10 protein-coding genes and 2 pseudogenes are annotated in these 13,975 nt (G+C 59.2%); 9 read left to right on the forward strand and 3 right to left on the reverse strand.

The genetic code is table 11. From position 1 onward, the window contains the following. Positions 1–114 precede the first annotated feature (114 nt). Positions 115–492 carry a flagellar export protein FliJ gene (locus NKH90_RS20225; protein WP_352451800.1) on the reverse strand — a complete coding sequence of 126 codons (378 nt, stop codon included), beginning with the start codon at positions 490–492 and terminating at the stop codon, positions 115–117. A 273-nt stretch (positions 493–765) separates the two neighbouring features. Here NKH90_RS20225 and NKH90_RS20230 point away from each other — a divergent pair. Next, positions 766–1,332: pseudogene (locus tag NKH90_RS20230) on the forward strand (IS6 family transposase); the annotation flags it as partial. Positions 1,333–1,366: 34 nt separating this feature from the next. After that, positions 1,367–1,929 (forward strand): annotated as a pseudogene (locus NKH90_RS20235) (2OG-Fe dioxygenase family protein). 1,941 nt (positions 1,930–3,870) lie between these two features. On the opposite strand, the gene NKH90_RS20240 reads toward NKH90_RS20235, so the two are convergent. Continuing rightward, a complete protein-coding gene (locus NKH90_RS20240) occupies positions 3,871–4,563 on the reverse strand; it encodes a hypothetical protein (protein WP_352820562.1) in 693 nt (230 codons plus the stop codon). Between the two features lie 17 nt (positions 4,564–4,580). Continuing rightward, complete coding sequence (locus NKH90_RS20245; protein ID WP_352820563.1) at positions 4,581–5,621, reverse strand: 3-oxoacyl-ACP synthase III family protein; 1,041 nt, start codon at positions 5,619–5,621, stop codon at positions 4,581–4,583. A gap of 734 nt (positions 5,622–6,355) precedes the next feature. On the opposite strand from NKH90_RS20245, the gene NKH90_RS20250 reads away from it, so the two are divergent. The 7 genes from NKH90_RS20250 to NKH90_RS20280 are packed head-to-tail and all read left to right on the forward strand — an operon-like array spanning position 6,356 to position 13,965. Further along, positions 6,356–7,999, forward strand: coding sequence for a peroxidase family protein (locus NKH90_RS20250; protein ID WP_352820628.1), 1,644 nt, complete (start codon positions 6,356–6,358; stop codon positions 7,997–7,999). After that, complete coding sequence (locus NKH90_RS20255; protein WP_352820565.1) at positions 7,996–8,883, forward strand: hypothetical protein; 888 nt, start codon at positions 7,996–7,998, stop codon at positions 8,881–8,883. The genes NKH90_RS20250 and NKH90_RS20255 overlap by 4 nt, the downstream gene beginning before the upstream one ends. Next, positions 8,880–10,235 carry an NADH:flavin oxidoreductase gene (locus NKH90_RS20260; RefSeq protein ID WP_352820566.1) on the forward strand — a complete coding sequence of 452 codons (1,356 nt, stop codon included), beginning with the start codon at positions 8,880–8,882 and terminating at the stop codon, positions 10,233–10,235. Before NKH90_RS20255 ends, NKH90_RS20260 begins: the two co-directional genes overlap by 4 nt. Further along, positions 10,232–10,657 carry a hypothetical protein gene (locus tag NKH90_RS20265; RefSeq protein ID WP_352820567.1) on the forward strand — a complete coding sequence of 142 codons (426 nt, stop codon included), beginning with the start codon at positions 10,232–10,234 and terminating at the stop codon, positions 10,655–10,657. Before NKH90_RS20260 ends, NKH90_RS20265 begins: the two co-directional genes overlap by 4 nt. 27 nt (positions 10,658–10,684) lie before the next feature. Next, complete coding sequence (locus NKH90_RS20270) at positions 10,685–12,142, forward strand: c-type cytochrome (RefSeq protein ID WP_352820568.1); 1,458 nt, start codon at positions 10,685–10,687, stop codon at positions 12,140–12,142. A gap of 12 nt (positions 12,143–12,154) precedes the next feature. Continuing rightward, positions 12,155–12,574 carry a hypothetical protein gene (locus tag NKH90_RS20275; protein ID WP_352820569.1) on the forward strand — a complete coding sequence of 140 codons (420 nt, stop codon included), beginning with the start codon at positions 12,155–12,157 and terminating at the stop codon, positions 12,572–12,574. Beyond that, positions 12,571–13,965 (forward strand): c-type cytochrome, encoded by a 1,395-nt coding sequence (locus tag NKH90_RS20280; protein ID WP_352820571.1) that lies wholly within the window; start codon positions 12,571–12,573, stop codon positions 13,963–13,965. Before NKH90_RS20275 ends, NKH90_RS20280 begins: the two co-directional genes overlap by 4 nt. The last annotated feature ends 10 nt before the right edge of the window (positions 13,966–13,975 follow it).

Genomic DNA, 13,975 nt, shown 5'->3' on the forward strand with positions numbered 1-13,975 from the left:
AGTTTCAGCGGCTTAATGCAGCGATAGTGGGCGGGACGGCTGTCACGCTGCGGCGACACACGCGCCAACGGCCAGTCGGGTGTCGCGAATTGAGGCGCGCTGAAGCCGTCCGGCTCAGCCGATCATGGCGCTTCGGTTGCCGGGTTCGAGGTCGTGGCCTCTGCCGCTGCGCGATTCTAGCATTTGCGCCTTGGAGAGCTCTGCTTCAGCCTCGGCGAGGCATGGCTCGGCTGTGGTTCTCTGCCGCAGAAGGTCCGATTGCGAATTCTTGAGGTTGTCACGACGTAGGCGGGCGGCCTTGGCGAACGTCGGATAAGCGAAATGATTGATATCGGAGATGCCGGCCTTCGTTTCCTCGGCGTTTATCTGGAAGTCCAGTTCTCGCGCCATGCGTTCGAAATCGGCAATCATCATGTCTAGCTGCTGCAACTGTCGCCGCTTCTCATTCACCTGAAATTGCTTCAGTCGGACCAGATTACCTCGTGGCTTCATGACTCGGTACTCCGGTACACATTTCGTCCAATCAAACCGCTCTCTCCCAGCCCCTTAACGTTAGGCCTACAGCGACTCTCACGGTTTCTGCTGCGAGAGGAAACATATTTTCCAAATCCTTGGCCGATGGCCATGAGTTCAATGGCATCGACAAGCATGCGAGCGAGGGACTTAAGGGGCGGTAAAAAAAGGCGGAATAGGGCGATTTCACATTGTCTGCATATGAACGCGTTGAGACCTGCGGCGGGCTTGTCACACAAACCAATCGCCAAGATTTGCGACATAGACGCCGGGGGGCATGAATACGCCCGCCGTCAGCTACACGCCCCCCGATTTCCGCCGCCTATTATCGCCTACGCGGTCTGGCTTTATTTCCGGTTTCCGCTGAGCCTGCGCCTGGTTGAGGAAATGCTGCTGGAACGCGGCATCGTGGTTTCGTATGAGACAATTCGCCGGTGGGGCATCAAGTTCGGGCCGGACTACGCTCGCTGCTTGCGCCGCAAGCCGCCGTGCCGGAATGATGTCTGGTACCTGAACGAAGTGGTCGTCACCATCGCCGGCAAAAAGCTTTGGTTGTGGCGCGCCGTCGACCAGGATGGATATGTGCTGGACGAAATCGTGCAAAACCGCCACAACACCAAAGCCGCCAAGCGCTTGCTGACGCGGCTGTTGAAGAAGCAGGGGCTCGCGCCGAAGCGCATGATCACCGACAAGCTGCGCTCGTATGGAGCGGCAAAGCGACAGGTGATGCCGGACGTCGAGCACCGGTCGCACAAGGGGTTGAACAACAGAGCGGAGAATTCCCATGTGCCGCCGCGAAAACGGGAGCGGATGATGCAGGGGGTCTTGGAATCGACTGCTTCTCGATGAATACATGCGTGACGGCGGGACCTATCGCTACCGGCGCTATGGTGCGTTTGAATATGACGCAGTGGAGGGAATTTTTCGGCTCCTGCCGCATGCCCCTTACGAGCAATCGAAAGCCATCAACCACTTGAATGGCGGCTTCAAGCGCTACTTTGAGCCCTTTGAACAATCCTTTATCGATCATCTGTCTTAAACAAGATTCTGACAGGTTTCTGCAGAATTCTTTGTGAAACTGCAGGACATGATCGTTGGAATATTAAGCTTCATCCCTACCGGATTGTTGCACGCGACGGTGTAAACGGCAAACCAGCACCCGAGGGACTCCATCAGGACGGGGTGGATTTCATCGTTTCTCACATGATCGGGCGGGTTAACGTCACCGGCGGTATGAGCACGATTACAGATGCCTCAAAGCGGTTCCTCGGCGATGTCGAAATGAACCTTCCAAATGATTTTGTGATCTGCAACGACCGCAAGACGTTTCATGATGTATCATCGATCGTGACCGAAAATCCGAGAATGCCGTTCGCATATCGTGACGTCCTTGTCATCGCCTTCGAGAAACTATGAATCGAGTCTTGAACCTAAGCACGTTGCGACAAATAGCGAGATCGCTGTCCATACCTGTGGGAATGCTTGAGGCAGAGTCGGACATATCGAACGCCGCCTGATCAGTCGGATAATCTGCAAATGGGTGGAAGATCGCTCTTGTGATGTGTAGTTTGGGACTGATAGTCGAGGCTTGATTCCGTTGGACGCGAATGCCTTCTGGCGCAGTACCGCCATGAGAATTCTCGTCCACTGTCCGATTCAGGAACTGCACACGGGCTCGCCGAACAAGAACTTGGAACGCTTCTTCATGCTGTCTTAGGTGATATAGCCGCCCGGAGTGCTGCGACACGTGCACGATAGTATCCGCTCGGGACGACGGATTGCTCACGGCAAACTCATGCTGGTCGGCAAGGCGATACTGGCTGGAGCATCAACTCGGCCGACGAGAGTGGCCCACCATCCTAGGCAGGATCGGCCGACATGGCCGGCATCGCGAGCCGCTCTGAAAAGAGCACAGCGGGCATCCAGACGCTGCCGGGTTGACTATGGGTGTCCGAACCGCGAAAAGGGGTCGCTCTTCATGAGTGGCGTGCGCCGGCAGTCTAACCCAAGCCCCCCGCCCAGGCTGCCGGCGCGCTTCTAGGAACATCGAGGTGGGGCACTACACCGCTTCCTTGTCCGACTACGCTTCGATCAGATCCCGCGCGGCCAGCCTCGACCGTCGCCTGCGCCTCTGCCGCTGAGACCTTGTGCTTCCTCAGCGAGTCAAGCTGATCACCATGCGTGTCGCCAGTTCTGTTGCTCACCCACGTGCCATTTGCGATCTCGTGTCAGTGAGAGCACCGCAAGCACCTTCTCTGGTAGTGGGCAAGGCGGCTTGCGTTGCCCGTGTTGTTACTATTCTTCGGCGTGGTCGAGTTTTTCCCTCGGCTTCGGAATCGGGACATTCGACTTTGCAAAAAATAGGCCATCGTGGTCGATCGTCACGCCCCCTAGTTCGGCGGAACGATGGACGCAGCGCAAGCTCTTTGCGCGGGGGGCTCGTCCCATTAAATACTTGATGCAATTTGCGCTTTGCGTACCTCCGTGCATGTTGCTCGATGCCAGGCGGAGGCCTCTGTCTAAACGACCGCATCGATCGCGTTGCCGCGATCGCCGCAGCCGTTTTCGAGCAGGACAATCATGCCAGGCGGTGTCGGCAGCGATGCGCATGCAAAAATTCACAGATGCATTCTAGACTAGCGCATCTTCGCCATCGCGCTCGGCTATGAAGCCGCCTTCTTAGCTACGTCGCAAAGGGTTATCCGGCCAAGGCGGGTTCAATGGAATGAAATGAGGCCCTTTTGGGTCCTGAACTTTCAACTTCCAGACTGCGTTTTATGCGACTTTTTGAGCACAAAAGGCGAACATGAGAGGCGCGTTGTTTATTTTCGACGTCAATAGCCCTGACTCCGTTGCGCGGCTCCGGCGAATATTATTAATGGCTGAAACGTTGCCGATAACGGGCAGTCATCCCGGCTCGAACAGTCCATGTGTACCAATGCTGATCTTTGGCTACATTAATTGCACCGATCTAGCCGCCGATTTCCGCGCCAGATAAAATGGCGCGATTCGCTCGAGGCATGGGTTAAATGGGAAATTTCCTCTCGCTGGACGCGGTCTAATGTTGCCTTCGTCTTCGTAGTGCCGGGCTACATCATCTCGTCGTTTCGGGCGCATTACGGTCCAGAGGCTGGACGGGCCGGACTATTTCGCCCGCCTCCTAACCCTGAGCGCCTTGAACGTCGCTCTGTCCGCCTGGGTGATCTATCTCGTTGTGACTTCCAGTACCGATGCAAAGATCCGGGCGCTCGCATGGGGTCTCGTCCTACTTGCCGCACCTGCCATTAAAGCCAAGCGACACATGTTTCCTAACTCCTTCGCTTCCGTGGACTTCGCGGCAATAGCGGCCGGCCCGTCCTAATCTTGTGAGCTTCGCCTTATAGGTATAACGCGCTCGACCCGCCTGCCGCTAGCGTCTTCCGCTATCAGATGGATGCTCTGAATTTCGGCTGGCGATGGCGGCTTCAATTCGATCTGTTTGACAATCCATCCCCCCTCGAACGCCAGATCCGTCACATCGACATTGTCGGCGCCTTGCGCGACTCCGTATCGGAGTGGCACCGTGCCGCCCTTGATGACAGCGCGCAATGTGACCAGTCCGGCCGGGCCCACGGGCTGCGGCGACAGATCCGGAGTGGACAATTCGAACGGCACCTCCAGATTCGCCTTGGAAGACTCTGCGCCGAAGTAATAGCCGACAATCGTGCCAAATACCCCAAGAAGAAGGGATAAAACCTCTTTCGCTCGCTGGAATCGACCGTCATTTGCGTCGGTAGGAGCCGGTCCGACCAACGTGCTAAGTACAAGAGCAACAGCTATGCCGATTGTTACAACGGCAAAAAGATATGTGATTAGCCCCCTGGCAAGCTCCGGTTTGGCCATCCCTGCAAGGAATCCATGATCAAGACCAAGCATGGAGGCCCCAATCATGACAAACAAACTGAGAAGGATAAGAGTCGCCAGCACTACTATTGGATTCTGGAAGTTTGCCGGTGGAGATTCCTGTTGCGGCTCAGGGACTTTTGGTGCTTCCTCGCCGTTGCCCCCCATCTCGCCCCCTTATTTATTTAGTAGGTACCTTCTATCAAGCCAAATACCATCCCTGCAGATGCCGGGCAAAATACCACGCGCTGCCCTCGCTTCAGCACACCCTTTTCAGTAGCCTCAACTATGGCTGCTGGAATAGACGCCGAGGCCAAGTTTCCAAACTTGCGAAATATACCATGATAAAGGCGGTCGCCAATGTTTAATTTGGATGCCATCAGTTTTAGATCCGACTCGCTGGAACTGTGGGGAAGCCAGACGTCGATATCAGCAATGTTGGGATATGACGTTTGAACGAAGGACGTCATTTCCCGGCTCGCAGTCCGCGCGAGCTCCGAGCCATGAGCGACCAGTTGATGTGGTCCGTTGGCTCCGGCTCTTGAATCCACCATGCAGAAATCGTCAAAGCCGGGGAGCGGGAGACAGCAGAGTGACGCAAACTGGGCCTTCGTTCGAAAACGAATTTTCCAAGCATGAGGTGATGACGTGACGACGGTAGCGGTGGCCGCTTCGCCGACGGTTAGAGCTGGGAAAGTATAGGCGATTTCAGCATCGCTCCGCATTTTGAAAATGTCAGGAAAGCCATTTTCAAAGACACTGAATTCTGCGTTTACGATCAGGATCTTTGCATATGATTTCGTTAGCAGAAGGCTTTCGGCAACCTGAAGTGCTCTGGCCCAGCTCATGCATGCCTCTGTGATGTCAAAGGCGTCGCATTCGATCCCAAGAGCGCTAACCAGAAACACTGCGTTCGCCGGTTCTAGAAAGCCGCGCCCGATCCCGCAGTAAATTGTCAGATCTATGTCCTTAGCCGCCAAGCCGGCACGGCCGATAGCCGATCGAGCGGCATCAAGCAGCAAATCAAACGCTCTTTCGCCGGTGTCTTTGTCTCGCACATAACGCGTTTTCGAGCCAGCCCTTCGAAATAGGCGATCGACCTTCCGGCAGTAAGCTTCGACGTCGTCACGGTCGCAGTTGAAATTGTATTCGCGAATGTAATTAAGTATATCGTCATTCGAGACGAGACGAGACGGCGTTCGTAATACTACTGAATTGATGCGCATTCCGCCCCCCCTGGACGCTTGGTATATTCTACGACGCAAGTCATCAACATTCAAGCTAGATAGTAAGAGTAAAATCGGGTGCGGTTTTAGAACTGTGGTATGTCCGATCATAAGCCTTGGTCCGTTTTCCGTCTGAAGGACGACGACGTGGACACTGGAATCGTCGCACATTCGATGACGGCGCGTGTAGCCGCTGGCCCGTCCATGCACAGACTCCTGGATCATAGCGGAACAGTTGCGCAATCCCATCGCGATGGAAACAGGGTGATGCCCACGGTCGGCATCCGGTCCCATGTTCATAGTCGCTGCCGTGGTCACCTACGTCACCCCCCAGCGACAAGCCATCCTCCTCCTAGGCACCCCCAAAAGCAGCCGCCGAACAAGAGAAACCCGACACTCGAAACCTAGCAAAACGAGATACCTGAAAATCCACTTCAGTGTGATACTGCCTGGCGAAAACAAATCCGCAAGTAAATTGATTTCACCGCAATTCTATGCGACAATTTGATCTCGGCTTGGGGGCTAGCATAATGAAGGCGAGTTTTCTTGATCGCGCTCTAATGGTGTTTGCGCGCGTCACCGAAAAATTCGCCCCGTGGCACAAGATTCCATTTCTTCCCGCTATTGCGACGCTGGACGGCATTCGGGCGATTATGCGCTGGAATAACGTCTTCCCTCGAACGCATGATCTTTCGTTGACGCCCCCGCACGATGTTGACGTCCAGTCAATGCGTATGGCGGACGGCAGCTTCAACGACCTTGGAGCGCCAGCAATGGGGATGGCGGGTACACGATTCGGGCGCAATTTTCCTATCAATGAGACGTTCGGCGCCGAGGGCGCATCGCTGACGAAGCCCAGTCCGCGCGAGATCAGCAAGCAGCTGCTGGCGCGCGGGGAATTCGTTCCCGTGCCGCATCTCAACGTGCTTGTGTCGGGCTGGCTGCAGTTCATGGTGCATGACTGGCTGAGCCACGGGCCAAATCTGCGCGAGGATCCGTACCGGATCCCGCTCGAAAATGGTGACGACTGGTACGAGGACCCGATGACGATCCTGCGCTCAGTGCCCGATGCACCGGAACCGCAGGACAAGGGCCGTCCAGCCGCATTCGCCAATACCGAAACGCACTGGTGGGATGGATCGCAGATCTACGGCTCGACGATCGAACGGCAGATACTCGTCCGCACCGATCCTGCCACCGGCACAGTTTGCTCCGATGGCAAGCTGGGGCTGAGCGTGACCGGGAATCTCCCAATCCTGTCGCCTGACAGGGACCTCGGCGATGCCGAAGGGAGCCGCTTCGACAATCAGGAACTGGCCGGCGTCACGGGCAATTGGTGGATCGGTCTTTCGGTCTTCCAGACACTCTTTGCCCGCGAGCACAACGCGATCGTCGACCGGTTCAAGATCGATTATCCCGAAAAGGATGGCGAATGGCTGTTTCAGAAGGCGCGGCTGGTCAATGCCGCGCTCATGGCTAAGATCCACACCACCGAATGGACCCCGGCATTGATGAACTCGCCGACAGGTCGTTTCGTCATGCGGACCAACTGGTGGGGGATGACCGGGGAGCACTTCACTAGGGCGTTCGGCCGGCTGAGTGAAAATGAAGCGATTTCGGGGGTCATTGGCTCACCCACCGACCACCATGCGGCCCCTTATGCGATGACGGAGGAATTCGTCGCCTGCTACCGTATGCATTCTCTGATCCCCGAAGCATTCGTTTTCCGCGGGGCCAAGGACGACAAGGTCATCTTCAGCACCGACATGCTTGGCGTGTCGCATGGCAAGACCTCGGACGTATATGCCAAAGCGAGCTTCGACGACATCGTCTATTCGCTGGCAACCAGCCATCCAGGCGCGCTCGTGCTGCACAATTTTCCCAATGCACTGCGCAATCTTCCGATCAATCCGGAGAAGGGGATATTCAAGGATCTCGCCGCGGTCGACATCCTGCGCGACCGAGAACGGGGCGTGCCGCGTTACTGCGCGTTCCGGCGGATGCTAGGCATGAAAGTCCCCGCATCGTTCGACGAACTGACCGACAACAAGGAATGGGCCAGTCAGGTCGCGGCGATCTATGAGCGGGTCGAGGATGTCGATCTGCTGGTTGGAACGCTTTGCGAAAGCAATGGCGGTACGCCAACCGGTTTTGGCTTCTCAGATACGGTGTTCCGCATCTTCATCCTTATGGCGTCACGCCGGCTGAAGAGCGACCGTTTCTATACGCGCGACTTCACGCCCGACGTCTATACGCCGGAGGGGTTTGCTTGGGTCGCCGACAACGACCTTCGGTCGGTGATGATGCGTCATTGCCCGGCGCTGGCGCCCCGCTTCGCAGATGTGCGCAACCTCTATTTCCCATGGGCGACAGAATGAGCAGGATTGCGATCCCCGGGCTGGTCGACGTGCTGCCGGTCGATGATGCAGCGGCGATCGCCGCGATCGCTGGCGACCGCCGGTTTGACCGTCAGTATCTGCGGCGCGGACCCATGCTCAACCGAATCATCCTTGGCCGCGTTCGTTCGATCCTGACGCTCGCCGGCGCACCATTGCCGCCGGTTGCCGAGTACGGGCCAGTGCGGCCTGCCCCATCCCAGAGCGCGACGCAGGCGCGGCTCGATGCACTGGCAACTAGAGGCCTTGCCGGACCAGATATCGATGCGCTGGCGGCCTATGTGCGCGGCGAAGGCGGGGCCAAGTGTGGCGGCAAACTCGCGCAGCAGGCGGTCGGGCAGCTGTTTGATCCGAATTACCGCGCCGATGATGAAAGCTGGTCGGCGGCACTGGTGTTGCGCGACGCACCGAGCAGCTTCAATCCGGTCAAGCGGTTGATCTGGGCGCTGACCGGGCGGGTCGCCAAGGCCCGCGCGCTGCTTGCTGAGAAGGTCAATCAGGATCCGACCGGGCTGCACGGCACGGGTGTTGCGATCCACAACCTCGCCGAAGCGTTTTCGCGCATGCGCACACTTTACGCGGATCCGGTGGCACGCGACCAGAGTTCGCCTGCCGCCGCGGTCGCCGCCTCGATGGTCGCGCCCAGGCAGGTGCTACGCCAGCCCACCGTTGCCGGGACGTGTCCGGCCGGGCCGTTCACGGAAAATACGCTGGTGCTGCTGCAACTCGACAAGGCCAATGCCCGCATGCCGGGATCCGACATGGCGTTCATGGCGGGAAGCTGGAGCGCGTGCCCGGCGCAGGGCTGGGTTCCTGCCCTGATGGCAACGGTATGGCGCGACGCAATCGGGGGGTCCGCGCAATGACCGACCGACAGATGTTCTCGCCGCTCGAATTCCGCAACCTGACAATCAAGAACCGGATTTTCCGGTCGAGCATCTCGGGCCGGTTCGACCAGGAAGACGGTGCCCCCACGCAGACCCGGATCAACTGGGAATCGAAGTTCGCCGCTGGTGGCGTCGGCGCGATCATCTCTTCCTATGTGCCGGTGCTAATCGAGGGTAGGATCATCGCGGGCTACGGCACCATCCATCGAGATGACTTCATCCCCAACTGGACCAAGCTCGGCGAGTCCGTGCACAGCCACGGCGCGAAATTCATCATCCAACTCAGCCATTCGGGGCGGCAGCTCGATTTGCCAGGCATCCATAATCAGAACCGGGTCGCGCTCAGTTCGACCAGCCAACGCGAGCCGATCAACGGGGTTCCCTGCCGCGCGATGGGCAAGGCCGAGATCGATCATACGGTGCAGGCGTTCGCCAATGCGGCATGGCGGGCGCGCGAAGCCGGTCTTGATGGCGTCGAGCTTCATTCGGCCAATGGCTATCTATTTTCGCAGTTCCTCAGTTCCGGGATCAACGACCGGATCGACAATTATGGCGGCAGCCTTGAGAATCGCGCGCGCTTCCTGTTGGAGGTGATTGGCGCCATCCGGGCGCGCATCGGCTCAGGCTTCCATCTTCAGGTCAAACTCGGCGGGGTCGACAACAACAACGTGATGCCGTGGGAGAAGAAGGGCAACACGCTGGAGGATTGTGTCCAGATCGCCAGATGGTGCGAGGCGGCAGGCGTCGACGGCATTCACGTGTCGAGCGGATCGAGCTTCCCGCATCCGCTTAACCCGCCCGGCGACTTCCCGCTCGACGTGCTGGCGAAGACCTATGACACGATGATCGGCTCCGGTGATTTCGGCATGCGCAACTTCCTGCTGTTCCGCTACAAGCTGCTGCGACCGATCTTCCACTGGATCTGGTTCCGGATGAAGAAGGGCCTGCCGGTCGAGGGCATCAATCTCGAGGCGGCGCGCGCGGTGAAGGCCGCGGTCAAGATTCCGGTGATTGTAACCGGCGGGTTCCAGACCGCCTCGGTGATTGAAAAGGCCATCGGCGACCAGGTGTGCGATGGCGTGACCATTGCTCGATCGCTGATCGCCAACAACAACCTCGTGAAAATCTGGGAGAGCGGAAAGGATCGGCCCGACCGGCCCTGCACCTATTGCAACAAGTGCCTGGTCAACGCGCCGAAGAACCCTCTCGGCTGCTACGAGATGTCCCGATACGACAACGACTACGACCGCATGGTCGAGACGATCATGTCGATCTACTCGACCCACCCGGATCTCAAGGTGTCGGCAAGCGAGGGATTGGTGACGCAATGACCAACGAGACGCTTCATCGCGGGTTCATGGCCGAGGCCGTGCGGTCCGCGAAGGCCTGGTACCGAACGATGTTGGGTGCGGTCTTGCTGATTGAGGCCGCGAGTGCCGTTGCGCTGCTGCTGTCACCGCTCGGCGTTTCGAGGCTCATGGATCTCGGCGACGATGCCGGCATAGTTTGGCCGCGCGTTGCAGGCCTGCTGCTCCTGCTGCTCGTCGTCTACATGCTGCTTGGCTGGACGATGCCGGCAGCCGCCAAGATGTCGAACATCCTCGGCTTCGTGGCGCGCGCCCTACTCGGCATTTGGCTGATCGCGCAGTGCGGCCGCTTCGCAATCGTCGGCGCGGTCTGGCTGGTCGCGGCGATCGTGCTGGCTTTCCTCTACTTCAAATATTTCCAGGCCGAAGTGATGAGCCGCCCCTGACGTAGTCAGCAATAGGGAGTGCCGAACATGGTAGCTGGTTCCGTCGCACAGAGGTCGCGTAAGAGACCTCTCTGGATCGTGCTTGGCATCATCGTTCTATTCGGGCTGATCGCCTATTCTCTGTTCAGACAGGCGTCCGCGGTCGACAGGGCGGTGCCGTATGCCAACGATGCCGACTATTTCAAATATGGCTCGGTCAGCAGCGATGTCGGCGGCATACCGTACTGGATCTGGGCGACGATGCCCGAGGTCTGCCGTGGCGATCTGCCCGGCGGCTATGCCTCGCTCGGGGTGATTCACGAGCCCGGCAAGCCGACGCCGATCGGTTTTTCGATGCGCAAGGTCGGCTTTCTGGATCAGGTCGGGCCGAATTGCGGCTTGTGCCATACCACGTCGGTGCGCGAGACGCCGCAATCGACGCCGGTCGTCTATCTCGGCGCTCCGGCGCAGCAGCTCAATCTGATGGGCTATTTCGGATTCCTGTTCGCCTGCGGGAGCAACCCCTCGTTCACAACTGAGAATGTCGTGGCCGCGATCGAGCAGCACAAGCCGCTGGGCTTCTTCGAACGGCAGATATATTCGATTGCCGTGCCGCGGGTGAAGAAGGCGCTGATCGAGGGCAGTGCCCAGTTCGCCTCGATCACCGTCGGTCGTCCGCCGTGGGGGCCCGGCCGCGTCGATACCTTCAACCCCTACAAAGTGCTGGTCTTCCACGACGACATGTCGAAGGACAAGAGCATCGGCACTGCGGACTTCATGTCGATCTGGAACCAGCAGTCGCGCGAGGGGATGTGGCTGCACTGGGACGGCAACAATGATTCACTGGACGAGCGCAACCTGTCGGCCTCTATCGGCGCGGGTGCGACCCCGAAGACGCTCAGCGATCCCGCCAACATGGCTGGGATCTTCCGGATCAAGAACTGGATCACCACGCTGCCGCCGCCGCGCTATCCATTCCCGATCGACGGCGCCAAGGCCACTGCCGGCGCGCGGGTCTACGAGGCGCATTGCGCGTCGTGCCACGAGGAGGGTCACAAGGGTTATGGCGCGGTGATCCCGCTTGCCTATCTCAAAACCGATCCCGAACGGCAGCACGCCTTCGACGAGACAATGGCGGCGAAGATGAACATGATTGGCGAGGGTCAGCCGTGGGCCTTCCATCGTTTCCGCACGACCGACGGCTATGCCAGCCATCCGCTCGACGGCATCTGGCTGCGTGCGCCCTACCTACACAATGGTTCGGTCCCGACGGTGGCCGAATTGCTAGCGTCACCGGCGGAGCGTCGCGCCACTTTCTACCGTGGCAACGACGTCTACGATCCGGTTCGGGTCGGTTTCGTCTCCGATGTTGCGCAGACCGGGTCGCGACATTTCTACCTGTTCGACACGCATGATCGAGGCAACGGCAATGGCGGCCATCTCTACGGAACCGATCTGTCGCCAGCCGACAAGGACGCGCTGCTCGAATATCTGAAGACCAAATAGGGAGCGGATGCGATGCTCGACACGCGGGTTCTGTTTCGGATCGTCGTCTGGCTGGGTGTGATCGCCAACTGGTCATTCGGGCTTTGGGCGGTGTTCGGCAACGGGAACAGCCTGCTGGCCATGCTGCGGCTCGGCCAGCAAGAAAGCCTGCTGTGGCTGTATAATTACTCAATCCTGCTGATGATCCTCAGCCTGTTCTACATTCCCGCAGCGCGCGATCCGTTCCGCTACCGCGTCAACGGCTGGCTGCTGGTGGTAGGAAGGCTGGTACCTTCAACCACATTTCTTGTTGGCGTGGTGCTGAGCCACATGCCGAACGGGTTTCTGATGCTGTTCACGGCGGATAGCGCGTTCGGCCTGATCGAATTGTTCCTGCTGCTGAACATCTTCCGCGAAGGCCCGCGCCCGCGCGATTACGGCTACCGGCAATGAGGCGCTGCCGCACCCTTGTCCGCTGGGCGGCATGGCTGTGCGCCGCGCTGGTCGCCGCAACCCCGCTCGCCTATCAATGGCTGTTTCCGGTGCCGACGCGCTATGCGTCGGATGTCGATCATTTCAAGTATGGCTCCAATGGCGTCGAGGCCGCTCAGGGCATGCCCTATGAGGTTTGGCGCACACTGCCGGGCCTGTGCCTGCCGCTTTCCGAGCGCGCAGGAGGCTTCAGCAAGTTCGGCTTCCAGTGGGAGCCCGGCCACGCGACGCCGGTCGGCATGCCGGTAGAGACCGAACTGGTGCCGCGGATCGGGGTCAATTGCGCGATGTGCCATGTCGGTCGGATCGAAGGACCCGACGGCGTGTCGCAACTGATCGCCGGCGCTCCCAACACCAGCCTGAACCTGCAGGCCTATCTGCGCTTCCTGTTTTCGTGCGTTGGCAGCGACAGATTCACTGCCGATGCGGTGCTGGCAGAGAATGCCCGGCTGGGTGACGGGCTGAACGCCGTCCAGCGGCTCTTCTACCGCGCCCTCGTCATCCCGCAGATGAAGACCGCGATCGCCGCACAAGCACGCGAGATGGCGTTCATGGAGAGCCAGCCTGATTGGGGGCCAGGCCGCGCGCCAGGCTTCCAGCCAGCAAAGATCCAAGTGCTCGGCATACCATTCGACGGCACGCTGGACATTGTGGACATTCCCTCGCTGTGGGCGATGCAATCACGCGACGGGAAAGGTCTTCACTGGGACGGTGCGAACACGTCGTTGCACGAGGTGTTCCTGAGTTCTGGCATCGGTAATGGCGCCACCGGCAGCACGATCGACCTACCGAGCCTTGCGCGCAACGAGGCATGGGTGCGAGCTCTCCCCCCGCCACCCTATCCATGGCCGATCGACGATGCACAAGCGCAAGCGGGCAAGGCGATCTATGTCGCCAATTGCGCGTCTTGCCACGACAGCGGCGGCGACAGGGCCGGCCAGGTGATCCCGCTGCGGATGATCGGCACCGATCGCAACCGCGTCGACGCCTTCACGCCGGAGACGGCGCAGGGGTTCGCGGCGCTGGCGGACTATTCGTGGCGCTACCAGGGGTTCCGCAAGACCGGCGGCTATGCTGCGGCCCCGCTCGATGGCATCTGGGCGCGCGCGCCGTACCTTCACAACGGCGCTGTGCCCACGCTTGCCGCACTCCTGACCCCGCCTTCCAGCCGTCCATCGCATTTCCTCAGGGGCTCGCCGCGCTACGATCCGCTCGATGTCGGGTTTTCGGCAGATTCAGGCACGGCGTTCGATACCAGCCAGCCGGGCAATGGGGCCACCGGGCATGACTGGGGAACCGACCTTTCGGAGCCGGAGAAACGTCAGTTGATCGAGTATCTGAAGACACTCTGAATGAGGGCAA

The sequence above is a fragment of the Mesorhizobium sp. M0898 genome, from assembly GCF_040319695.1.
In the GTDB taxonomy this organism is placed as follows: Bacteria; Pseudomonadota; Alphaproteobacteria; order Rhizobiales; family Rhizobiaceae; genus Mesorhizobium.

Bases quoted from the DNA above. Each gene is read 5' to 3' on its own strand.
- NKH90_RS20225 (WP_352451800.1), bottom strand. From the start codon at position 492: ATGAAGCCACGAGGTAATCTGGTCCGACTGAAGCAATTTCAGGTGAAT.
- NKH90_RS20240 (WP_352820562.1), bottom strand. From the start codon at position 4,563: ATGGGGGGCAACGGCGAGGAAGCACCAAAAGTCCCTGAGCCGCAACAG.
- NKH90_RS20245 (WP_352820563.1), bottom strand. From the start codon at position 5,621: ATGCGCATCAATTCAGTAGTATTACGAACGCCGTCTCGTCTCGTCTCG.
- NKH90_RS20250 (WP_352820628.1), top strand. From the start codon at position 6,356: ATGGCGGACGGCAGCTTCAACGACCTTGGAGCGCCAGCAATGGGGATG.
- NKH90_RS20255 (WP_352820565.1), top strand. From the start codon at position 7,996: ATGAGCAGGATTGCGATCCCCGGGCTGGTCGACGTGCTGCCGGTCGAT.
- NKH90_RS20260 (WP_352820566.1), top strand. From the start codon at position 8,880: ATGACCGACCGACAGATGTTCTCGCCGCTCGAATTCCGCAACCTGACA.
- NKH90_RS20265 (WP_352820567.1), top strand. From the start codon at position 10,232: ATGACCAACGAGACGCTTCATCGCGGGTTCATGGCCGAGGCCGTGCGG.
- NKH90_RS20270 (WP_352820568.1), top strand. From the start codon at position 10,685: ATGGTAGCTGGTTCCGTCGCACAGAGGTCGCGTAAGAGACCTCTCTGG.
- NKH90_RS20275 (WP_352820569.1), top strand. From the start codon at position 12,155: ATGCTCGACACGCGGGTTCTGTTTCGGATCGTCGTCTGGCTGGGTGTG.
- NKH90_RS20280 (WP_352820571.1), top strand. From the start codon at position 12,571: ATGAGGCGCTGCCGCACCCTTGTCCGCTGGGCGGCATGGCTGTGCGCC.